Here is a 22,642-nt window from a genome sequence, read left to right on the forward strand (position 1 = left end):
ACTAAATTTGATTGAATAAAAAACGCATCCTTGGATGCGTTTTTTTATCATAAATTTTATAACCCTACTTATTGTTTGGCTTGTGATTGAATCAGCGTTTTTACCAATGTCACAACTTCAACAGGAAGCTCTAATGGGAACATATGCCCACCTGGGGTTATCGTAAAAGGAATTGCCAATTTCTTCTTGGCAATTTGAGGAAAACCTCTTTTAAGGAATACACTTTGCTCCCCCACCACCAAATGCACTGGCATTTTTGGCTTCGGCATAGGTAACCACCACAACGAAGGATTATTCCGAAAAATAGCAACTTCATCTGCTTTAGGAATGGTGAGTGTCACACCACCCGTGACATGGTCATCCGTTAAAGCATGTTCAATATACGCATCGAAACAGTCTTGATCAAAATCCTTATAAAAGCCTTTAGAACGCAAAAGTTCAGCTGCTTGTTCACGTGACTCCCACTGGTCACGGCGTCGTGCTGATAAACCTGCTGGTGTCATTTGATCGACCAATTTCGGTTTAAACAGTTTGGCTAAATGAAATGCGAAAGAGTTTTTACCCAAGATCAAAGGTGGATCCAGCATAATCACTTGTGAAAATAATTCAGGGCGTTGATAAGATGCCATCAATGTCAGCACAGAGCCTAATGAATGGCCTAAACCGATCACTGGACGGCCTTTTGCTTGCCTTACAATACTATCGATGACTTGATCAACGAGATAGGTCCAGTGATTGCTGATGGGATAACGTTTATCTGGCCCAATAAGTGGTAGATAAATCACGTCATATTCGTCTTTAAGTAAATCAAATAACTTTTGATATACTTTTGAAGGCACACCATTGGCATGCGCAAAATGGATAATTGGCTTCATTGTAAATTTATCTTTTGTTCTGATTGAACCTGCTGAGAAAGTGAGCTCGCAAAACCTTGACCGATTGAACTTCCTACACGACTCAGCACGGAATCGAATGGACTATATTCGATGGTGTAATTAACCGCTTTTTGTACATTTAACTCGCGTTTAAGCGTGTTTAAACTTCCTGTACGATCGGCAATTCCCAATTTCACTGCTTGCTCACCTGTCCAGAACAAACCTGAGAATATGGCTGGATCTTGTGATTTGAGCTTTTTACCACGGCCCTGTTTTACAGCATTAATAAAATGATCATGAACGTTATCTAATACGCCTTGCACATGTGCTTTTTGTGCAGCATCAACAGGTTGAGTCATAGACAGTAAGGCTTTATTCTCACCTGAAGTCATAGTGCGGTCTTCAACACCCAGTTTCTGCATTAAACCATTTACCCCATAGTTTGGCATAATAACCCCGATTGAGCCGACCAAACTTGAAGGATTAACAATAATTTCATCAGCGGCAGAGGCAATATAATAAGCACCTGAAGCACCAGTATCACCAATTACAGCATAGAGTTTTTTATCAGTATGATTTTTTTTCAAATATTGGATTTCCTGCCAAATTTCATCTGACTGAACAGGTGAACCACCTGGCGAATTAATATTTAAAACCACAGCCTTGCTTTGCTTATTTTCAAAGGCTTTCTTTAATGCTTTGACAGTATCAGTACTATTGACACTCTGCTTATCAGCAGCAATCGTTCCAATAATATCCACTACTGCAAGATGTGAACCAGCAGCTGCGGTCGGGTCTGAACTTGCCATACTGCAACTTTTGCCAAGTAAAACTAAAACAAACAGGATATAAGCAAAAGTCAGAAATTTAAAGAAGATTCCCCAACGACGGGCACGACGCTGCTCTTGAACAGAAGCTAAAACAGCTTTTTCTAAAATCTGCCATTCTTTGCCAGTGGTATTTGACGTGTTATGTTGTCTGTTCTGATGGTCATTTTCTGGTTTTGGTGGCCAATCGGACATGGAAAAGAATCCAATGATGAGTTAAATTGATCTCATTATATACATTGAATCACACAAATCTGTTTAAACAATATAATTTCCCCTATAATATTTTTTCTTTTTGGCTTTTTTCTAGATTGACGATGGGTAATGACTGATCATACTTCACCTAATGCAGCATATCGCTTACTCAAATTTGTAAGTCGACAACCGATTCAAATTTCAAGATTTATTGCTCGAGGTTTGGCGGGTTTAGTTAATGTGCTTAAAATATCAAAAACATCAGCAACAATTCGCCTTAATCTTCGAATTGCATTACCAGAACTTACTGATGAGCAAAATGAAAGAATTATTCAAGAAGCAATTCGCAATGAATTGACTTCATATTTTGAATTTTTTAGTATTTGGGGGTCAACCAATAAAAAAAATATTGCCCGTATTCATTCTATCCAAGGCGAGCATTTGCTTTTCGATGCTATTCAAGCCCAAAAGGGCTTAGTGTTGGTTATTCCTCATTTTGGCACTTGGGAAATTATGAATGCTTATCTTTCCCAATTTACCGAAATGACTATTCTTTATAAACCTGTTAAAAACCCAGGCACCAATCAATTTGTTCGTGAAGCACGTAGTCGAGAAAAAGCCCATTTGGTGCCTACGGATGAATCTGGCGTGAGACAAATTTTTAAAGCTTTAAAACAAGGCGGAACCACTGTCATTTTGCCAGATCATACGCCCAATCTGGGCGGAGAAATGATTCCGTATTTTGGGATCCCTTTAGCGACCAGCAACTTAAGTGCGAAACTGATTCAAAAGACCAAAGCGAAGTCTTTATTTTTATATGCAATGCGCAATGAAGAACAAGGTTTTGATCTGTATATTGAACCTTTAGATGAATCTATTTATCAAGGCAATGCCAATGATGGTACAGCGGTTATTTTTAAAGCCATTGAAAACTTGATTCGTCGTTACCCTGAACATTATCACTGGAGTTACAAACGCTTTAAAGCGAATCCAGAATTACACAATGTGTATCATTTAAGCACAACAGAAGCCTTAGAGAAAGTTGCTGAACTCCGAGCTAAAGCTCTTGATAAAAAGACCCTTTAACGCTTTAACGCTTTAACGCTTTAACGCTTTAACGCTTTAACGCTTTAACGCTTTAACGCTTTAACCAGTGCCTTGTATCACGTTCAAATTCAATCAACATCGTATTTTGATGCTTTGAGAAATGAATACTGCCTTTTTCTATCGTCGTAACTAAAGGAATATTCAAAGCTTTTAAACGTGCTTCAAGTATGACACTTGGATGCCCGTAACGGTTCGTAAAACCTGCGGATGCAATAGCAATTTTCGGATTTAATTGTTTTAAGAAAGCATAGGCAGAACTATGCCGACTTCCATGATGTCCAAGCACGAGCACATCAACCTTTAAATCAGGATAATCTTGTAAAATGTTATATTCAGTTTGCCATCCCGCATCGCCCATTAACAGAAAATTTTGATAGGGTTGAGCATTTTTTACTTGTAAATAAAGCACACAGGAATATTCATTTTTTTCATGTTTCGCATTTGCCAAATGTTCTTTACTTGGTGATAAAACTGTCATTCTAATTTCATTATTTTGCCAATACCACTCCTGCCCTTGATGACAATAGTTAAACTGGCTTGACTCTGCTACGTCGATCTGTTCATTGGAATAGACCTGTTGAACCTTTAAATCTTGTTTAATGGTTTCATATGCACCGCTATGATCTTGGTCTAAATGAGTCAAAATCAGTTGATTTAACTCGCTTACCCCTTTAACGGACAAAAATGGCAGAATAATTTGCTTACCGACACTAAATTTAGTTTCATCATAATTCCCACCTGTATCTACCATTAAAGTTTGTGCTTGATCACGAATAAAAATTGCTTGTCCTTGACCGACATCAAGCACAGACAATTCAAACCCATTTTTCGTCGAATCTATCAGAATGAATGGTAAAAAACATAAGATAGACCATGTTTTAGGAACAATACCACGGGGTAAAAATAGGATAATCAAACCTAAGCACATGCCCAGTAATACCCAAAAATTCATCGCAACAGGCTGTAATGTTGGTGAAAAAACATGATCTAAAATCTGCATAAACATGAGTAAGATAACGATACATAAATCATTGATCTGAAAAATAATGCTACCCAAAGGCTCAAAAATAAAATAACCCAGTGCTGCAAGAATATCTAAAGGCACAATCACTACGCTAATCCACGGAATAGCAAACAGATTACTCAAAGGCGTAATCCACGCAATTTGTTTAAAGAAAATAATCATTAAAGGAAATAAGGCTAAAAATATTTTCCATTGGGCTTCGATTAATATTTTCAGTTGTATTTTGAGTGTTTGCGTCTTACTTTTTACCTCTGCCGTGCGGCTTTGCTGCTGTACAGTTTGATAAATTCTTAATAGTAAAAAACATGCACCATATGACAACCAAAAAGCCGCGGATAAAATACTGAATGGATCAAAAATTAATAAGATAGAGGCACTCAATAGCAAAATACTGAGCGGTTGAATTTTTTGTTTCAATAGAATGAATGTACTGATTAATAAGCAACTCAGTAATGTTCTTAGCGCGGGAATTTCAAATCCAACAAAGGCACAATAGAACAAAACACAGATACAAAACGGCACAATCAACAGATATTGCTTTGGCCATGTTAAATAAAGATCAGGCCAATAACGACAAATTAAATGATGCGTCGCCCAACAGAATAACAAAGCAAAAATCAGTACATGTGGCCCAGAGATCGCCAATAAATGACTCATCCCAAAACGTTGAAATAAATTTTCGGTATCAGCGTGAAGTAAACTTTGATCACCTGTTAACAGGGCTAACAGCAGTCCTTTATGTCGTAATGGTTGCTGATCAATAAAATTTCTTAAGGCCAAACGCTGTCGTTCTATGCCAAGTTTAATCTGCTGAAGATAACCATGCTGAGCTCTCAGATAACGACTATATCCTAAACGATAAATATCTTCCTCGGAGAGTTCTTGCACGGTTACAACTTTAAAACCTGACATAATATTTTGCTGGATATACCATTTTTCTTGGTCAAATGCACCTTGAGTGGCATAACTGTGAGCAGGTCGCGTTTGACCTTGCATACGATAGTAATGCCCCAGTTCAAGTTTGGGTTGAACATTCAATACTGCTTCTTTTTTTTGAAATGTTTGCCATTGCACAACTTCACTATGCCGATTCAACACATGAACTTTTTGTTGAATCGATTGATCACTCAATTGATTCAAGGTTTTGATATGAACAATAATTTCGGTCTGTTCAGGCATTTTTTCTCGAAATTGCAACCGCTCATTCAGTTGAAGTGCTGCAAAATGCACACCCAAAGTGAGACTAAAAGTAAATGCTAAAACAAGTTGAAAAAATTTAAACCACAAAGAGTGAACTTTTTTAAAAATAGTCAGTTGCAAAATTAAAGTGAGAATCAAAAGAAAAATACTGGGCAGCAACAATAACTCTAGTGTAGGAAAACTTCGCCCCATTGTTGCAATACCAATTATCCAACCGACACATATAAATTGAATCATTATTTTTATAAACTATTTTATTTGCTGCAATATTAAAGCCCACCAAGGTGAGCTTCAATCAATTTTTTAATTTATCGATCAATGTCTAAGTATCAATCCAGACACCATCTTGCATATGTAAGATGGAATCCCCAGCCTGCGCCAGTTGCTCATCATGCGTAACAATCAACATCGCCATATTGAACTCACTGCGTAATTCGCTCAAAAGCTCAAAAATCTTCACAGCCGTTTTACGATCTAAATTACCCGTAGGTTCATCTGCCAGCATCAGTTCAGGTTTCGCTACCAAAGCGCGTGCCAAAGCTACACGCTGACGTTCACCACCTGATAGTTCACCTGGTTTATGAGTCATACGATGTGACAATCCAACCCGATTGAGCAAGTATTCTGCCTGTTCCTTCGATTGTTTATACGTCGTACCTGCACGTAACATCAGCGGCATAGCCACATTTTCTAAGGCAGTAAATTCAGGTAGCAGATGATGGAACTGATAAACAAAACCAAGGTGCTGATTACGTAAATAGCCACGTTCAGCTTCGCCCAAAATATCAAAACGCTGCTCATTCAAAAAGACTTGCCCTTCTGTTGGGCCATCTAAACCACCCAATACATGCAACAAGGTACTTTTACCTGAACCACTCGACCCAACAATAGAAACGAATTCACCCGCTTTGACTTGTAAGGATAAATTCTTAATTACTTCTACCGTGGTTTTACCATCAGTAAAACTTTTCGAAATATTTTTGGCTTCGAGGACAATATTACTCATAACGTAAAGCCTCTGCAGGTTGAGTTTTCGCAGCGCGAAAAGCAGGATAAATCGTTGCAAGGAAACTTAACAGTAATGATAGACACACAATGATCACGACATCTTGCCAACGTAAATAAGACGGTAAGTAATTGATAAAATACGCATCGAATAAATTTAACCCAAAAGCACTGTTTAACCAGCCAATAAAGCCACTGATGCTAGAAGCAAAAATAATACCCAAAATAGCGCCAGAAACTGTTCCTATCACCCCAATAATCGTTCCTTGTACCATAAAGATTCGAGTAATGGTGGATGGTGAAGCACCTAAAGTCCGTAAAATTGCAATATCTGATTTTTTATCAGTGACCACCATCACAAGCGATGACACAATATTAAAAGCAGCGACTAAAACAATCAGGAATAAAAGCAAGCTCACCATGGCTTTTTCCATCTGAATCGCACTGAACAGATTGCCATGTGTGAATGTCCAATTCGACGCATAAAAATTACTTGGTAAATCTTTGACAATATCATCAGCAACTTCTGGCGCACGGAAAATATCATCTAGTTTTAAACGAATACCTTGTGCCCCATCTGGTAGCCGCAACAACGTTGAAGCATCGTTTAAGGCAATGTAACCCATCATCGAATCAACTTCGGCACCAATACTAAAAATACCCACAATTTTAAAGCGCTTGAAACGTGGTACCACACCAGCAGGTGATGGCGTAGCCTCAGGAAGCACCAAAGTAATATTGTCATTGAGACCCAATCCAAGTGAATCGGTCATTTGTTTACCTAAAACAATACCAAACTCACCTTTTTTAAGCTGGTCAATACTTCCTTCGACCATATGATTCTGAATAATGGAAACGTTTTTTTCATATTCAGGTTCAATGCCTGAAATCATAATTCCAGCCACTTGCCCTTGTGCGGTGAGCATTCCCTGCAATTGGGTAAAGGGAGCTACACCTTTGACATGTTCGTGTTGTTGAATTTTCTTTGCAAGTTCTGGCCAATTTGTTAAAATTTGTGTTGAGGAAACAGTAGCTTGAGGTATCATTCCTAAGACACGGTTTTTCAACTCTCGGTCAAAACCATTCATTACAGATAAAACAGTAATAAGTACAGCCACACCTAAGGTGAGACCGATCATAGAAACCAAAGCAATAAAAGAAATAAAGTGGTTACTACGCCGTGCGCGGGTATATCTTAACCCTATGTACAGCGAGATTGGTTTAAACATACCATCAAGTCCAAGGAATAATTATGGAAAATATACAGCATCAAGAGCACAATACAGAACGCCGCGTTATGTCGCGTATAGATGCTGCTTTACGAATTAATTATCAGATTATTTCTGATGATGTTGCACTTAATGATCCTTACGATTCAAACTTTGTGTTGCCACGTTATTTTCTACTACTCGCAGAATTAGATCAATTTGATCATGCTGTAAACTACGAATTAGAACAATTAACTCAAAGAGATCAACAAATTGCTCGAATACTATCCTTATTCAATCAAAAATTAAACCTTATTACAGGTTCTTTGTACGACGCAATTGTACAATCCATGTTACCCATTCCTGAGCATGTTAACTTTTCTGAGACAGGATTTAGTTTTTTTAATGAACGTCCAATTCAAGAAGGCACCTATGTTCATGTGACTCTAAGTCATCCTGAAAATTTCTTTCATATTGCGGCAACAGCGCAGGTGGCGTATAGCCGTGAAGAAAATAATAAATTCCGTATTGGTGCTTATTTTATTACTTTGCATCCACAAGATCGGGTCAAACTGTCTGAAAGTATCGCTTTAAGCAAACCTAAAGATGAATAAACTTAAATATGATTTTTGATTTTTTGATTCAGTTTTCGACTTGTTTTAAGATCACGATAAAAGTAAACAAATAAACCAAAGAGTAAAATAAATGCACCGACAAAAACCATCACTGACAAAGCCTCATGGTTTAAAAGTGCGCCAACCAGTAACGCAATAATAGGTGTCATGACTGTCGTCAACGATAATGTTGTAGCTTGAATATTTTGTACCAATTTAAAATAACAGAACATTGCCAACAGTGAAGCCATCACAACCGTATAAAACAGCGCCATTAATGATTTGATATTCGGAATATGAGTCGGCGCATATTCCCAAATAAACGGCACGATACATAAAGCTATCGCACTTGAAACCATTATAGAACCCGTCGCCTGCGCCATGGGTTCAACTTGTGCATTGACTTTTTTAACCCAATAAATGGACAGTGCATATATAAATACACTGATTAACATCAACGCAATACCAATTGGATTTACATGGTGGTTTTCACCCCCAAAACAAATAATTGCCAGCCCAATTACCGCGATCAGCATGCCTAGCCATTGCATTCGATTTAAACTTTGTTGAAAACCAAAACGTCCAATCAAACCCGCCATAATAGGTGCCAAACCAAACATTAAAGCAATGATGCCTGAGCTTAAATAACCTGTCGCAATATAAGTGAAAATTTGTGAACCGATAAAGCCTATCGCACCCGCTAAATAACTGTGCCAAGCTGAGCGACTGGTCGGAAGCTTTATTTTCAAAATCACCAACAAACCAAGTGCCAACGGAAGTGCGATAAAAAATCGCAACACTAAAGCCCAAAGCAAATGAAGATCTGAAACGCTCCACACAATTGCTAACGGTGTGGTCGACCAAATAAAGACCAGTAAGGCATAGGTGAAAATAATATTTGCTTTAGAAGGCATTATAGGCTCGGTTTACAGGGCAGTTTTGCGTTTCTGTTTTTGAATGGTTTGATCCAGTGCGCTTGAGAACTCACGTTTATCCCGTTCAGAAAGAGGTGGTGGTCCCCCAGTATTCACGCCTGCCCCACGTAAAGAATCCATAAAATCTCGCAAATGTAAACGCGCTTTGACATTGGCTGTGGTGTAAATTTCCCCACGAGGATGAATAGCGATGCCACCCTTTTCAATCACTTGAGCCGCCAAAGGAATATCCTGTGTCATCACAATGTCATTCTCTTTCATACGCTCAATAATTTCTTGATCTGCTGCATCTGCCCCACTCATCACTTGAATGGAATTAATCCGAATGGAAGGCGTAATACCAACATTTTGATTGGCCACAAAAGTGACTTCTAACTGATAACGATCTGAAGCACGCAGGATGACTTCACGTAGAATTTTAGGCAATGCATCGGCATCTACCCAAAGTTTAAATGGCAGCACAAGACATCCATAACGAAAAATGAGGATGACTTAGTCTAACAAATTCCAAATGATAATATGATGCTTAAATGGATTAATTCAGTGCAACTTTTTATATTCCATTCTGCTCAAGTGAGTTTTTAGCTCAAATTAATCACAATTTTTTTGCTCATTTCATCATAATTACCTCAATTTTTATATTTGATCAGATTAATTTTCTGCTTCTGACTTGAAATTTAAGAATAACCCTCGATTTAATATACAAATACAATTTAATATTAATGGTGAATATGAAAAATCAGAATAGACCAGAAGTGATCACCATTGACGATCAGAACTTTGGCAGCCATGTTGAACATTGGAATTTACTGACCGATCAACCCTGTACAGAAGTGCCTAAATGGTTGGGTCTTGCCCTTGATGCTCCTGTTATGCCTATGGGCTTGTGTCAGGCAGAAAGCGATATGGATCAAGCAAGTTGGTTGATCCAAGGCCCGTATAAAGCGCCAGTACAAATGACCCAAGTCGTTGCTGTTGCAAATAATAAACCACAATCGGTCAAAACCGCATTTCCAAGTTTCGAAAGTCCTTATAAAGTACCTGCAAGTATTGAGCGTATTATTTGTAACACCTCTAACTCCCAAGCGGTACTGCGCTTAAATCTAGGCTCAAATACTATTGTTTACGCTTTTGACACATTATATAGCGTTAACCGTGAACACTATGAAAAAGACCAGAGTTATCAGGCTCAGCTCAACGCTTGGGCGTATGAATTAGAAGTTGTTTCTGATCATGAGCAATTGGTGGTAGATGATCCTGCCTCAATTAAACATCACCGTGCTTTAAATGACATTTTGGCGGCTCATGATGGTGTTGCTCCACCAAATTTGCAGGAACAAATTGAGGCGTGGGAACCCAAATCCGATGATGATAAAGAACCTGTCACCGTCGACTTTTCAAAAATGGTGGCCTATCTGTATGGCGAAAATATGGGGCAAGAAGATGAAGCTTGGTTCCAAGGTAATATTGTTGGAAAAACCTCCATGCAGTTTATGGATCAAGACTATACCTTGTATGATGTCGCATTAATTCATGATGAAGACCAAGCAGCCACATTAATTCGAATTGCCACTAAAAATGCAGCGTATAAAAAATTTCAAATTGGCCAATTTATTCGTGGAAATTTGTGGATTCAGGTCAATATTTATACTAAAAATTAATTAATCTTGACGTTCAGCTTAATATAAACAGACAGTTTTTATATTAAGCTGTTTTTGAAATAGCTCTGTTTTTTATTATTTTAATGTTTATTTATAATTCATCTCTGATAATTTAATATCATGAATTTAACTTAACTAACTTATCCACAACTTAAATTCAAAAATGTGTTTTTATTGTTTGATTTCAACTCTACTGTTAAAACATATTTAATATTGTCAGTTTTAAACTTTGCATAGAGTAATACTCAAATAAGCAATATTTTTAGTTTTAAAAAGATTCATTATTATAAAATGGTGATTTTAACTGCCTATTTTTATTTGGCACTTTATTTCATCAATTCTTTATGGTAAAAAGATAAGCTAGCAATATAAATTAACGATAAATAAATCGGAATAGAGTTTTCCATGAAAATCGTGCAAGAAGAAAATATACAGCAAGTTGAACATCAACTCATTAAACGTTTCCAATTAGACCCTATTTCATGTCTATTTTTTGTGTTGGGCATGTTTATGTCGGCTTATCTTTTGCATCACTTCATTCTCTAATTTTATTACGATATCCAAGACCTTAAATACCCTTATAAAATACCATTCCAATCCTTTATTAGAGGTCAAGTGTGACTTGAAGCGTCACAAGAAAAATATCATCTTAATCTTTAAAAGCATTTGCTTAGATGATTCATCATCAAATCTATTCACTTATTTCAAAGTAGAAGAAATTTATCAAAAAATTCTCTTTTAATCTTCAGACCTGTATAGCTTATTTATCGAATAAGTTGCTCTATTGGTAGCTAAGATACTGAATTAAAATTAAAAAAATGTCAGCCAATTTTAACTGACTGACATTATTCAACACATTTCAATTTATGGATTAAATGACCATTTAACCATTACGTTTTGCAAAATCATCCATAAAGCTAACCAAAGATTGTACACCTGCCAAAGGCACAGCATTATAAATACTTGCACGCATACCACCGACTGAACGGTGACCTGCAAGATTTAACAAATGATTTTCTTCGGCTTCTTTCAAGAATAATTTCTCTAGATCAGGATTTGCCAGAGTAAACGGCACATTCATAATAGAACGGTTCGGAACAGCGATTGGATTTGCATAAAACTCGCTAGAATCAATATAACCATAAAGAAGATTGGATTTTTCTAGATTAATCTTGTGCATGGCATCTACACCACCCTGCTCAAGTAACCATTCAAATACCAAGCCAGATAAATACCAAGCATAAGTCGACGGCGTATTTACCATTGAATCATTTTTTGCCTGAGCAGAATATTTCAAGATACTTGGAATTTCAGGTTTGGCTTGATCGAGTAAATCTTCCCGAACAATCACCAACGTTAATCCAGCAGGTCCAATATTCTTTTGCGCGCCTGCATAAATTAAACCAAATTTAGTTACATCAATCGGGGCAGATAAAATGCTTGAAGATAAATCAGAAATTAACGGTGCACCAACCTCAGGAATTCCTGCAAATTGTAACCCACCAATGGTTTCATTATCGGCATAATGAACGTAAGCTGCATCATCCGATAAATTCCACTGACTTTGTTCACTAATCGCTAATTTACCATCGATGCTTATGCCTGCTTCTACAGTATGAATATCGCCATAGCGCTTGGCTTCTTTTAACGCTTTTTCAGACCAAATTCCCGTATGGATATAATCAGCTTTGGTATTTTTACCGAGTAAATTTAAAGGAATGGCAGAGAATTGTAGAGAAGCTCCACCCTGTAAGAACAATACTTTATAGTTCTCTGGAATATTCATTAATTGGCGTAAATCTGCTTCTGCTTTTTCTGCCACCGCGACATAATCTTTACTACGGTGACTCATTTCCATGATGGAAAGACCCTTGCCATGCCAATCGAGCATTTCAGCTTGGGCTTTTTCTAAAACGGCAGTAGGTAATGCAGCAGGACCAGCACAGAAATTGTACGCGCGCATGATTTTTCCTTTCAAAGGGGAACACAATAAAATAACGGCATTTAACCACAGATAGCCGAGACGTGCAGTAAATTAACCTGAAAATATTTCAGTGTTGTCGGACATTTAAAGTCAAAATTTCACTCAAGATCGATTAAACCTTGAAGCAAATTGGTTTATACAAATATAAAATATATACTTTATAAAATGTATAAATCACCATTTTCTATCTCAGGAAAGATACCTATTCACAGATAGAGCGATGTATAATTTGTTACAACGATGTTGAGAGACAACTCTATGTTACTGAATTTAACATGGACACAAAAAAAAATTAATCCGTCCAGTCAAAGATTTTTAATCATTTCATTTTTATCAAAAACGCTTATTTCTACAGCCTTGATGTATTCAACTTTCGCATCTGCGCAAAGTATAAGTTATGGTCAGGCTGAACAATCTATTTCAACTGATTCATATAGCACACAAGCTAATCAAGCTTTGCAACAAGCGTCAAAATTACAAGCTGAAGCGTTAAAAGGCCTAGGATTACCTCGTGTCGATTTAAATGTACGTGCCTATGCATTTCATAATAAAACGGATCTTGATTTGGATTCATTTAAAAATAATTTAGAACAAACACTCTCTCAAGGAATTAATGATCGTATTGATCAAGAAAATTTTCCGCCTAATATTTCTGATCCTTTAAAAGAAGGTATTCACCAGACTATTCACAGTGGTGTGGGGTTATTTCCAGATTCTGCAAATGTAATATTAGAAGATCAAGTTGTGCGTCCGACTGTTTCAATACTTATGCCACTTTATACAGGTGGACTGACTTCTAGTAGTAAAGAAGTCGCTAACATTCAAGCCAAGCGCAGTCAACTGACCAGTAAACAACAACAAGATGTACAGCGTTTTGAAATGATTCAAGTTTATTTCAACACCCAGTTACAACAGCAACTCTTGCAATCAAATCGTTCTCATTTTAATGCGATGCAAATACATTACCGCAATGCAATCAAACTTGAACAGCAAGGTTTTATTAGTAAAGGCCAACGTATGCAATTTGAAGTGGCCCAAAATAATGCTGAACGCGCTTATCAAAACACCGAAGGTAATTTTAAAGCCAGCCTGTTTCAATTGAATAATCTTCTACAAACCAGTCAAATTACAGACTTGAGTACGCCTTTATTTATTAATTCAACACAAAACCAAACTTTAAATAGTTTACTTAAAACCTATCAAGAACAATCCGCTTTGATTCGTAAAATGCAAATGGATACCCAACTTGCCAATGCCAATGTTAAAGTACAAAGTGCCGCTAAAAAACCCAATCTTTTTGCATTTGGCGAATATAGTTTAGATGAAAAACAAAACTGGATTGTCGGAGTAGTCGCGCGTTACAACTTATTTTCAGGAGTTGATAAGAATAAAAATATTCAGGCGGCTGAGTTACAACGTTACGCATCTGAACTTCTGACTGAACGAACCAAGCAAGAAATAGAAAATATCATTTATAAATCATATAGCGAAATTAGTACTGCACAACGAAGTCATCAGCTACTACAGCAAAACATGAAAGCCGCACAAGAAAACTTAAGAATACAAACCCTTTCTTTTAAAGAGGATATGGGCACAGCGACCCAAGTTATCGATGCTCAAAATGCTTTGGCATTTTTAGAAAGTGAGCAGGCTTTAAATGCTTATAAATATATTATGTCACTTGCAACGTTATTACAAAGTCACGGTTCAATCGACCAGTTTCAAGGCTATGTAAATCAAGCACAAACTGACTATATTCGTTAATTTTTGTTGGGGAAAAATATGAACCACGATCAAAATAAGTCAGATCAAGAGATAAAAAATACCTCATCAGAAGGTGAGTCTAAAGATATATCAGCTCAAAAAAATCAGTTAGACCAGCCCTCTCCTCTGCCTGAGCATTCTGAACAGCGCACAGATTCAGAAACGATAGCGCAGTCTAAAACAGATGTTCAATCTTCATCATCTGATCTGCCTCAAACTGCTGCTGAGTTAGAGACAAGGCAAAAAAAATCATCCGCCATTAAAGCCATCGGATTGATTATTTTATGTCTAATTTTAGGCTTAATAGCATTTGGTCTATGGAAAAGTTATCAACCCTCAGTAATTGAATTACAAGGACGCGTTGAAGCTGAAACGATTCATATCAGTACCAAAGTACCCAGTCGAATTGAAGAAATCTATATACAGGATGGACAAAAAGTATCTAAAAACCAAGAATTAGTGCGCTTATTTAGTCCCGAAATTGATGCAAAAAAACAGCAAGCCTTAGGTGCCTTACAATCTGCTATCGCTTTGCAATCTACTGCGGAACGTGGTTCACAACAAGAAAATATTGAAACGCTCTATGCCAACTGGCAGAGTCTAAAAGCTCAACAGGCTTTAGCAAAAACCACGTATCAGCGCGGCGCAAATTTATTTAAAGAAGGCGTTATTTCGCGTCAACGTCGTGATGAACTGCAGGCTGCTGCAACTTCTGCCAGTCAAATGACCGAAGCGGCCTATCAACAATATGCACGTGCCAAACGTGGCAGTACACCGCAGCAAAAATCATCTGCTGATGCACAGGTACAAATTGCGCAAGCTGCCGTTGCCGAAGCCAATGCGCTAGAAGCTGAAACTAAATTACGCTCTCCCGTTTCTGGAACAGTATCTAAAGTCTACGGAAAAACCTCTGAATTGGTGGCAACTGCTGTACCTGTCGTCAGTATTATTCAAGATGATGATGCTTGGGTAAGCTTAAATATTCGTGAAGACCTGTATGCACAGGTCTACAAAACCAAAACTATGCAGGGATTTATTCCCGCATTAAACAGAACTGCCACTTTTAAAATTAAACATATAGATGCCGAGGGTGAATTTGCCACCATTAAAACCACACGACAAACAGGTGGTTATGATATTCGCAGTTTTAAAGTTCATCTTGTCCCCATCGAACCCATCGCAGATTTAAAAGTCGGTATGAGTGTCTTGTTTAAAATTCAAGAGTCAAAATAATGTGGTCTGGCTTACTGCGTGAATTCCGTTATTTACTGTCACATAAATGGGACTTGTGCTTAGTCACACTTGCACCTTTATTTATTATTGTATTGTTTAGCAGTATGTTTTATCAGGGTAAAGCTGAACATTTACCTATCGCGATTATTGACCAAGATCAAAGTGAGCTCAGTCGAACTATTGAAAAGCATCTCAGTCATCATTCCAGTTTAAAAATAGCCTTGATTTCCCAAAACCCTGAGGAAGTAGAAAGTCTCATTAATCAAACTAAAATTTGGGGTTATATTGTCATCCCTGCAGGTGCAGAACAACGCTTGGTACAGGCCAAAGATGCAGAGATCAGTATTGCTTTTAACCAAAGTTATTTTAGTGTAGGCAATACCATATCCTCTGCCATGTTGGTCAGTACTTTGCAAGCCATTGCCGAATTTAGTGGACAAAGTTATTTAGAAAATAGAATTCCTTATCTAGATGTACCTACCCCAAATGTTAAAATTTCTACTTTGTACAATCCCAGTTTAAGTTATGAGTTTTATCTTGAACCATTTATGATTTTGGCAATTCTGCATTTACTCTTGTGTTGTTGTGTAGCTTTTTCAGTCGGACAAGAATTAAAATTTAATACCACAGAACAATGGCTCAATCAGCAAAATATTCTTAAAGCTTTGTTCTCCAAAAATATAACTTATGTTTTGATTTTTACAGTGTGGACATGGCTGTGGATGTTCTGGTTAATTGAGATTCGCGGTTGGTTTGTCGCAGGTCAATTATGGAGCATCTTACTCGGTCAATTTTTGTTATACAGTGCTTATGCATTTATGAGCAGTACCGTTGTGTTAGCTACACGAAACTTGGCTAAATCGTTTGGTTTTATTGCAATTTATGGTGGTTCGTCTTTAAGTTTTGCTGGAGTTACTCTACCACTTAACAATGCCCCACTCTTTACACAGTTTTGGGCCAATATTATTCCTTATACGCCGTATGCAAAATTACAAATCGAACAATGGGTCATTGGCAGTCCAATCACTGTTTCACTGTTACCGCTTGGCATTTTATTTTTTTACACCATCATTTATTTTGCTTGTGCTTGTTTCTTCCTTAAAAAAAATCTCAAGGAAAAATTGACGTGAAAAATAATTTCAAAAAATTCCTGCATTTTTATCTCAAAACATTTAAAGATATTCTGGGTAATAGCTCAATTTTTACCACTTTGGTTTTATCAATTTTTTTATATAGTTTTTTTTATCCAACAGCTTATAAAGCTGAACATGCAGAGTCTCTGCCTATCGTCATTGTAGATGAAGAACAAAGCCTGATAAGTTCTCGTATTATTACTCAAGTGTCGAACAGCCCAAACGTTAAAATTAAGGCAGTTACGGGTAATTTTGCTGAAGCTGAAATGATGATCAAAAATCAACAGGCTGATGGTATCTTACTTTTACCAAACAATCTGACGAATAGCATACGACGTGGAGAGATTGGTGGCGTGGGTTTATATTTAAGTGCAGCAAATTTTTTAAAAACTAAGCAAATAGGTTTAGGACTAGCAAGCTCAATTGAACATGCTGTTGCGCAACAAGCAGAAAAGTTTGGACAGATCTCACATTTCAACCTTGCACTTTCTATTCATCAAATTCCTTTATTTAACACTCTGTCAGGTTATGGCAGTTATGTTTTTCCTGCTATTGCACCTCTCATTGTTCACCAAACCATTTTATTAGGCTTAGGCATGCTACTTGCGGGATATCGTATACAGCATTGGCGTCCGAACAAAATGGAGTTTTTTGCGATATTTAGCTCGATTTTAACAATTGGCTGTTTGGGTTGTTTCTATTTATTTGGTTTTACTTTCTGGTTATATGATTATCCACATGGTGGAAATTTTTGGGGTATGTTACTCGGTGTTCCTATTTTCATCAGCAGTGTGATTGGTCTGAGCATGCTGTTTGCATCTTTTTTAGATTTACCTGAACGCGCAGGCCATGTCTTTGTATTTACCTCTATTCCTTTATTTTTACTTTCAGGAACTGCGTGGCCACATGCAGCCATGCCTGAATGGATTCAATGGTTGGGCAATCTGCTTCCCTCAACTCAAGGGATACAAATGTTTATTCAACTCAACCAAATGGGTGTCCCTCTACAAATCGTCATTCCTAAAATGATTTATTTATCAACAATGGCAGCAATCCTTTTAATTTGGTCATATTTTAGGTTAACGCAAAACCCCAAAAATTAAAATTTGCGCACTCCTGATAAGATTAATAAATAAAACTAAATAAATAGATCGAATATTCAACTAAAACTGAAATATTTTTGATCAATTGAACCATGATCAAATAGAAAAAGTTAGATTGTATGCAGTTATCAATGCAAAATAGCGTTTTTTCCATACTCCCAGAGTATATATTTATACTCATCCCCATGCTCCCATTAACATGTCGCCATGAAATCGACAGCGTTATTACAGCTTTTTATTTACTAAATATCTGATTTTAAGGGATTAACATGAAGAAAATTAAGATAAGCCTTGCATGGCAAATCGTAATTGCACTCATTTTAGGTGTACTTGTAGGCTCTTTTTTACACTACTCTCCCGAATACCGTGATGTATTGATTAATAATTTTCTTCGCCCATTGGGTGCAATTTTTATTACGTTAATTAAAATGATCGTGGTTCCACTTGTAGTCTCCATGCTGATTTTAGGTATTGCCAATACAAGTCATGGTCAAAACATCGGTAAACTGGGTTTTAAAACCATTGTTTATTTTGAAATTATTACCACTGTTGCAATTGTTGTGGGTTTAGTTGCCGCTAATATTTTCCAGCCAGGTGCTGGTATTGATATGTCAGCTTTAACACAAGCAGATATTTCCCAATATCAAGAGACCTCACAAGAAGTCAGTAGCCATGCACATGGTCTAGTCAATACGATTTTATCGGTTATTCCCTCCAATATTTTTGGCTCGTTGACTGATGGTCATATGCTGCCGATTATCTTCTTTTGTGTCATTTTTGGTGTAGGTTTGGGTTCATTAGCACATGAAACTAAAAAACCTTTACTCGATGTACTGAATGCTGTTTCTCAAGCCATGTTTAAAGTGACTCATATGATCATGCTTTTTGCACCATTTGGTGTATTTGGTCTGATTGCAGCAACGGTTGCGACTTTTGGCTTTAGCTCTTTACTGCCTTTGGTTAAATTGGCACTTTTGGTATACGGTGCTATTTTATTCTTTATTTTCGTCATTTTAGGTTTTGTTGCCAAATTCTGTGGTTTCAATATTTGGGAATTGATTAAAATTCTTAAAGATGAGCTTATTTTAGCTTACTCAACTGCAAGTTCTGAAGCCGTTTTACCTCGTATTATGGAAAAAATGGAAGCCTATGGTGCTCCTAAATCGATTACGAGTTTTGTTATTCCGATTGGTTATTCATTTAACTTAGACGGTTCAACACTTTACCAAAGTATTGCGGCTATTTTCATTGCGCAACTTTACGGTATCGATTTAAGTTTGACACAACAACTGGTTTTGGTTTTAACCTTAATGATTACCTCTAAAGGAATTGCAGGTGTTCCAGGTGTTTCTTTTGTTGTGTTATTGGCAACATTAGGAAGTGTCGGTATTCCGTTGGAAGGTTTAGCCTTTATTGCAGGTATTGATCGTATTTTAGATATGGCACGTACTGTACTGAATGTGATTGGTAACTCTTTGGCTGTTCTTGTAATTAGTAAATGGGAAGGTCAATTCGATGCTGAAAAACAAAAAGAATATCAAGTTGAAATGAAAGAAGCTGCTTAATTAATCAAAACAAAAAAGGAAGCTTCGGCTTCCTTTCTTATGATGATGAAAACTTTAAACGAGCATCACATGGATAATTGAATATTACCATCTTGCATTTTATGCATATAAAAAAGAGCGCCTAAGCGCTCTTTTTTTAAACCAAAACTTACTCTTTTTCAGACGTATTTAAATCTGTTTCAGACTCAGTTTTATCAGCAATCGTCTCATCATCAACCAAAGTTTCAGAATCAATTAAAGCTTCAGAGACAATGACTTCTTCGCCTTCAACTGATTCAATAAACTCTTCTTCTTCAACGGCTTCTACAGAAACAACCCCAACTAGAATTTCTTCTTGACCTAAACGAATCAGACGAACACCTTGTGCATTACGTCCAGTGGTTGCAACTTCAGAAGCACGTGTACGAACCATCGTACCACCATCAGAAATCAACATCAGTTCTTTGCTTTCATCAATAGATACTGCACCGACCAATTCACCATTACGTTCAGAGGTTTTAATGGCGATTACACCTTTACCACCACGTTTTTTGGTTGGGAATTCGCCGACTGGCGTACGTTTACCATAACCGTTGGCACATGCACAAAGCACTTCGCCAGTTTCTGGCACAACCACCAATGAAACGATACGGCTGATGAATGCCGAATCTGAAGTATCTTCATCATCTGAATCTACCTCAGTTTCTGCATCTTCAAGCAGCGCGGCTGCACCAATGGTCACGCGCATACCACGCACACCTTTGGCAGAACGGCCCATTGAACGAACATCAGTTTCTGCGAAGCGAATTGCTTTACCTTCATTTGAGAACAACATGATTTGCTGTTCACCATCGGTAATGGCTACACCAATTAAGGTATCGTCGCCATTCAGCTCAATCGCACGTAAACCATTTGAACGCACATTCGAGAATTGCTCAAGCTCTACACGTTTAATCGTACCGTACTCGGTCGCCATAAACACATAGAAGTTTTTACGCACTGCTTCAGCTTGCTGTGCAAAGTCAGCCATGATGTCGTCATCTAAATCAGTCGTAGATAACTCAATACCCAATTGTTTTAATTGGATACGTAACGCATCTGATATATCATTTGCGCCATCTTCAAGTTCAGCTAAAGCAGCTTCAAGTTCTACAAAATGACCATTAATAATTTCATTTTGTTGCAGTTTGACTTTATTGGCTTTCACAAATGCTTGGAAATCGGCTAAACGATCTTTAAATTTCTTCGGCGCATCAATCACAGGCAAAATTGCAGTAATCGTTTCATTCGCATCCAGTGGCAACAAGTTCACCATTGGGCGACCTTTTGCACCACGTGATGCTTGTGGCACATCATACACTTTCAAGCGATAGACTTTACCGACATTGGTAAAACATAGAACAGTGGCATGGTTTGACGTCACAATCAGATGTTGAATGAAATCATCTTCTTTCATTGAAGTCGCAGATTTACCACGACCACCACGACGCTGAGCAGCATAATCAGAAAGTGGTTGTGTTTTCGCATATCCTGTTTTTGAAACAGTGAGAACCATTTGCTCTTCAGGAATTAAATCTTCACGAGAGAAATCGATACGAGATTCAACAATTGATGTTTTACGTCCATCACCATATTGCTGAATGATAAGCGCCAACTCTTCACGAATCACATTCATCAACAAATTAAAGTCATTTAAAATTGCGGTAAGTTCAGCAATTTGAGCCAAAATTTCAGAATATTCAGCATGTAATTTATCTTGTTCTAGACCCGTTAAACGATGTAAACGTAATTCTAAAATTGCACCGACTTGAACAGGCGAAAGACGATAAATACCTCCATCAAAACCATAAGGTTTAGACAGATCTTCCCCTTCAATAATTTCTGGACGAACAGAAACTGAACCCGCTTTTTCCAGTAATGCAACGACACCACCAGCCGACCATTCACCAGCCTGTAAACGCTCACGCGCCTCGGCAGGATTGGCAGAGGTTTTGATGGTTTCAATGATTGCATCAATATTGGCTAAAGCAACCGTTAAACCCTCTAAGATATGACCACGTTCACGTGCTTTACGAAGTTCGAACATCGTACGACGTGTCACTACTTCTTGACGGTGACGAATAAATGCTGCAATGATATCTTTTAAATTCATCAACTTCGGTTGGCCGTTATCTAGGCACACCATGTTGATACTGAAAGAATTTTCTAATTGCGTGTTTTGGAACAGGTTATTGACAATAACTTCTGCATTTTCACCACGCTTTAAGTCAATCGCAATACGCATGCCGTCTTTATCAGACTCATCACGTAGCTCTGAAATTCCTTCCAGTTTTTTCTCTTTAACTAACTCCGCAATACGTTCAATGGTTCTTGCTTTGTTGACCTGATACGGAATTTCAGTGAAAACAATCGTGGTACGCCCGTTTTTAGGATCTTCTTCAAAGTGATATTTACCACGAATATGAAGACGACCTTTACCAGTACGGTAAGCATCAACAATACCGGATTTACCGTAAATGATACCACCTGTAGGAAAATCTGGGCCCGATATATGTTCCATCAAGCCTTCAATACTGATGTTTGGATTATTGGCATAAGCAAGACATGCATTCACAACTTCAGTCATGTTGTGTGGCGCCATATTGGTCGCCATACCGACGGCAATACCTGTCACACCATTGATCAATAAGTTGGGAACACGTGTTGGCATCACCTGAGGAATTCGCTCAGAGCCATCGTAGTTATCTTCCCATTCAACCGTATCTTTTTCTAGATCAGCTAAAAGTTCATGAGTCAGTTTACGCATCCGCACTTCGGTATAACGCATTGCTGCTGCGCTGTCGCCATCGACAGAACCAAAGTTACCCTGACCATCGACCAATTGATAACGCAAGCTAAAATCTTGGGCCATACGTACGATGGTTTCATAAACAGCTGAATCACCATGCGGATGATATTTACCGATCACGTCACCCACCACACGGGCAGACTTTTTATAAGCTTTGTTGTAGTCGTTGCCTAACTCGTGCATAGCGAAAAGCACACGACGATGAACAGGTTTTAAGCCATCTCTCACATCTGGTAATGCCCGAGAAACAATTACACTCATGGCATAGTCGAGATATGAGCTTTTGAGTTCATCCTCAATGGCAATCGGTCGGATTTCCGATACGCTCATGCATACTCCTTATTACAAACAACTCGAAGTTGTTCGTTTTATATAATCAATC

The 22,642-nt window shown here is 37.7% G+C and carries 17 protein-coding genes and 1 pseudogene; 9 read left to right on the plus strand and 9 right to left on the minus strand.

Translation table 11 applies throughout. The annotated features are described in order from the left end of the window. Nucleotides 1-68: 68 nt before the first annotated feature. Nucleotides 69-875, minus strand: a complete 807-nt coding sequence (locus tag GA0116959_RS07380) for an alpha/beta fold hydrolase (RefSeq protein WP_092719885.1) — start codon at nucleotides 873-875, stop codon at nucleotides 69-71. Continuing rightward, on the minus strand, nucleotides 872-1,897 hold the full coding sequence (sppA, locus tag GA0116959_RS07385) for a signal peptide peptidase SppA (RefSeq protein ID WP_092719887.1): 1,026 nt from the start codon (nucleotides 1,895-1,897) through the stop codon (nucleotides 872-874). Before sppA ends, GA0116959_RS07380 begins: the two co-directional genes overlap by 4 nt. A gap of 129 nt (nucleotides 1,898-2,026) precedes the next feature. Here sppA and GA0116959_RS07390 point away from each other — a divergent pair, with 129 nt between their 5' ends. Further along, entirely contained in the window at nucleotides 2,027-2,983 is a 957-nt protein-coding gene (locus GA0116959_RS07390) for a lysophospholipid acyltransferase family protein (protein ID WP_092719889.1), read from the plus strand. Nucleotides 2,984-3,035: 52 nt separating this feature from the next. Here GA0116959_RS07390 and GA0116959_RS07395 read toward each other — a convergent pair whose 3' ends face one another. The 3 genes from GA0116959_RS07395 to GA0116959_RS07405 all read right to left on the minus strand — a co-directional run bounded on the left by GA0116959_RS07395 (nucleotide 3,036) and on the right by GA0116959_RS07405 (nucleotide 7,462). Beyond that, the gene (locus tag GA0116959_RS07395; protein WP_092719891.1) at nucleotides 3,036-5,465 is read right to left on the minus strand and encodes a DNA internalization-related competence protein ComEC/Rec2; all 2,430 of its coding nucleotides are present in this window, start codon (nucleotides 5,463-5,465) and stop codon (nucleotides 3,036-3,038) included. 85 nt (nucleotides 5,466-5,550) lie between these two features. Then, nucleotides 5,551-6,234: a lipoprotein-releasing ABC transporter ATP-binding protein LolD gene (gene lolD, locus GA0116959_RS07400; RefSeq protein ID WP_092719893.1), complete on the minus strand. Its 684-nt coding sequence runs from the start codon at nucleotides 6,232-6,234 to the stop codon at nucleotides 5,551-5,553. Beyond that, nucleotides 6,227-7,462, minus strand: coding sequence for a lipoprotein-releasing ABC transporter permease subunit (locus GA0116959_RS07405; RefSeq protein ID WP_053578344.1), 1,236 nt, complete (start codon nucleotides 7,460-7,462; stop codon nucleotides 6,227-6,229). Before GA0116959_RS07405 ends, lolD begins: the two co-directional genes overlap by 8 nt. A 23-nt stretch (nucleotides 7,463-7,485) precedes the next feature. Between GA0116959_RS07405 and GA0116959_RS07410 the strand changes: the two genes are divergently transcribed. Beyond that, nucleotides 7,486-8,055 (plus strand): PilZ domain-containing protein, encoded by a 570-nt coding sequence (locus GA0116959_RS07410; RefSeq protein WP_092719895.1) that lies wholly within the window; start codon nucleotides 7,486-7,488, stop codon nucleotides 8,053-8,055. 2 nt (nucleotides 8,056-8,057) lie between these two features. Here GA0116959_RS07410 and GA0116959_RS07415 read toward each other — a convergent pair whose 3' ends face one another. Continuing rightward, nucleotides 8,058-8,969, minus strand: a complete 912-nt coding sequence (locus GA0116959_RS07415) for a DMT family transporter (RefSeq protein WP_092719897.1) — start codon at nucleotides 8,967-8,969, stop codon at nucleotides 8,058-8,060. A 12-nt stretch (nucleotides 8,970-8,981) separates the two neighbouring features. After that, nucleotides 8,982-9,452, minus strand: a complete 471-nt coding sequence (locus GA0116959_RS07420) for a YaiI/YqxD family protein (RefSeq protein WP_053578347.1) — start codon at nucleotides 9,450-9,452, stop codon at nucleotides 8,982-8,984. Between the two features lie 269 nt (nucleotides 9,453-9,721). Between GA0116959_RS07420 and GA0116959_RS07425 the strand changes: the two genes are divergently transcribed. After that, on the plus strand, nucleotides 9,722-10,651 hold the full coding sequence (locus GA0116959_RS07425; RefSeq protein ID WP_092719899.1) for a hypothetical protein: 930 nt from the start codon (nucleotides 9,722-9,724) through the stop codon (nucleotides 10,649-10,651). 405 nt (nucleotides 10,652-11,056) lie between these two features. Further along, a complete protein-coding gene (locus tag GA0116959_RS14250) occupies nucleotides 11,057-11,197 on the plus strand; it encodes a hypothetical protein (protein WP_171250307.1) in 141 nt (46 codons plus the stop codon). A gap of 337 nt (nucleotides 11,198-11,534) precedes the next feature. Here the strand turns inward: GA0116959_RS14250 and serC are convergent, their stop codons facing one another. Further along, entirely contained in the window at nucleotides 11,535-12,614 is a 1,080-nt protein-coding gene (gene serC, locus GA0116959_RS07430) for a 3-phosphoserine/phosphohydroxythreonine transaminase (protein WP_092719901.1), read from the minus strand. A 279-nt stretch (nucleotides 12,615-12,893) separates the two neighbouring features. On the opposite strand from serC, the gene GA0116959_RS07435 reads away from it, so the two are divergent. The 5 genes and pseudogenes from GA0116959_RS07435 to gltP all read left to right on the plus strand — a co-directional run bounded on the left by GA0116959_RS07435 (nucleotide 12,894) and on the right by gltP (nucleotide 19,433). Further along, nucleotides 12,894-14,399, plus strand: a complete 1,506-nt coding sequence (locus GA0116959_RS07435; protein ID WP_092719903.1) for a TolC family protein — start codon at nucleotides 12,894-12,896, stop codon at nucleotides 14,397-14,399. A gap of 246 nt (nucleotides 14,400-14,645) precedes the next feature. Beyond that, a pseudogene (locus GA0116959_RS07440) lies at nucleotides 14,646-15,632 on the plus strand (HlyD family secretion protein); the annotation flags it as partial. Next, nucleotides 15,632-16,762, plus strand: coding sequence for an ABC transporter permease (locus GA0116959_RS07445; protein ID WP_092719907.1), 1,131 nt, complete (start codon nucleotides 15,632-15,634; stop codon nucleotides 16,760-16,762). The pseudogene GA0116959_RS07440 and the gene GA0116959_RS07445, both read left to right, overlap by 1 nt. Further along, on the plus strand, nucleotides 16,759-17,868 hold the full coding sequence (locus GA0116959_RS07450; protein WP_053578352.1) for an ABC transporter permease: 1,110 nt from the start codon (nucleotides 16,759-16,761) through the stop codon (nucleotides 17,866-17,868). The genes GA0116959_RS07445 and GA0116959_RS07450 overlap by 4 nt, the downstream gene beginning before the upstream one ends. A gap of 269 nt (nucleotides 17,869-18,137) precedes the next feature. After that, a complete protein-coding gene (gene gltP / locus GA0116959_RS07455; protein WP_053578353.1) occupies nucleotides 18,138-19,433 on the plus strand; it encodes a glutamate/aspartate:proton symporter GltP in 1,296 nt (431 codons plus the stop codon). 148 nt (nucleotides 19,434-19,581) lie between these two features. On the opposite strand, the gene gyrA is transcribed toward gltP, so the two are convergent. After that, nucleotides 19,582-22,590 carry a DNA gyrase subunit A gene (gene gyrA / locus GA0116959_RS07460; RefSeq protein ID WP_092719909.1) on the minus strand — a complete coding sequence of 1,003 codons (3,009 nt, stop codon included), beginning with the start codon at nucleotides 22,588-22,590 and terminating at the stop codon, nucleotides 19,582-19,584. Nucleotides 22,591-22,642 lie beyond the last annotated feature (52 nt).

This window comes from Acinetobacter albensis (assembly GCF_900095025.1).
GTDB lineage: Bacteria > Pseudomonadota > Gammaproteobacteria > Pseudomonadales > Moraxellaceae > Acinetobacter > Acinetobacter albensis.

Coding starts and splice junctions, on each gene's coding strand:
- GA0116959_RS07380 (WP_092719885.1), bottom strand. CDS start 875: ATGAAGCCAATTATCCATTTTGCGCATGCCAATGGTGTGCCTTCAAAA.
- sppA (WP_092719887.1), bottom strand. CDS start 1,897: ATGTCCGATTGGCCACCAAAACCAGAAAATGACCATCAGAACAGACAA.
- GA0116959_RS07390 (WP_092719889.1), top strand. CDS start 2,027: ATGACTGATCATACTTCACCTAATGCAGCATATCGCTTACTCAAATTT.
- GA0116959_RS07395 (WP_092719891.1), bottom strand. CDS start 5,465: ATGATTCAATTTATATGTGTCGGTTGGATAATTGGTATTGCAACAATG.
- lolD (WP_092719893.1), bottom strand. CDS start 6,234: ATGAGTAATATTGTCCTCGAAGCCAAAAATATTTCGAAAAGTTTTACT.
- GA0116959_RS07405 (WP_053578344.1), bottom strand. CDS start 7,462: ATGTTTAAACCAATCTCGCTGTACATAGGGTTAAGATATACCCGCGCA.
- GA0116959_RS07410 (WP_092719895.1), top strand. CDS start 7,486: ATGGAAAATATACAGCATCAAGAGCACAATACAGAACGCCGCGTTATG.
- GA0116959_RS07415 (WP_092719897.1), bottom strand. CDS start 8,969: ATGCCTTCTAAAGCAAATATTATTTTCACCTATGCCTTACTGGTCTTT.
- GA0116959_RS07425 (WP_092719899.1), top strand. CDS start 9,722: ATGAAAAATCAGAATAGACCAGAAGTGATCACCATTGACGATCAGAAC.
- GA0116959_RS14250 (WP_171250307.1), top strand. CDS start 11,057: ATGAAAATCGTGCAAGAAGAAAATATACAGCAAGTTGAACATCAACTC.
- serC (WP_092719901.1), bottom strand. CDS start 12,614: ATGCGCGCGTACAATTTCTGTGCTGGTCCTGCTGCATTACCTACTGCC.
- GA0116959_RS07435 (WP_092719903.1), top strand. CDS start 12,894: ATGTTACTGAATTTAACATGGACACAAAAAAAAATTAATCCGTCCAGT.
- GA0116959_RS07445 (WP_092719907.1), top strand. CDS start 15,632: ATGTGGTCTGGCTTACTGCGTGAATTCCGTTATTTACTGTCACATAAA.
- gltP (WP_053578353.1), top strand. CDS start 18,138: ATGAAGAAAATTAAGATAAGCCTTGCATGGCAAATCGTAATTGCACTC.
- gyrA (WP_092719909.1), bottom strand. CDS start 22,590: ATGAGCGTATCGGAAATCCGACCGATTGCCATTGAGGATGAACTCAAA.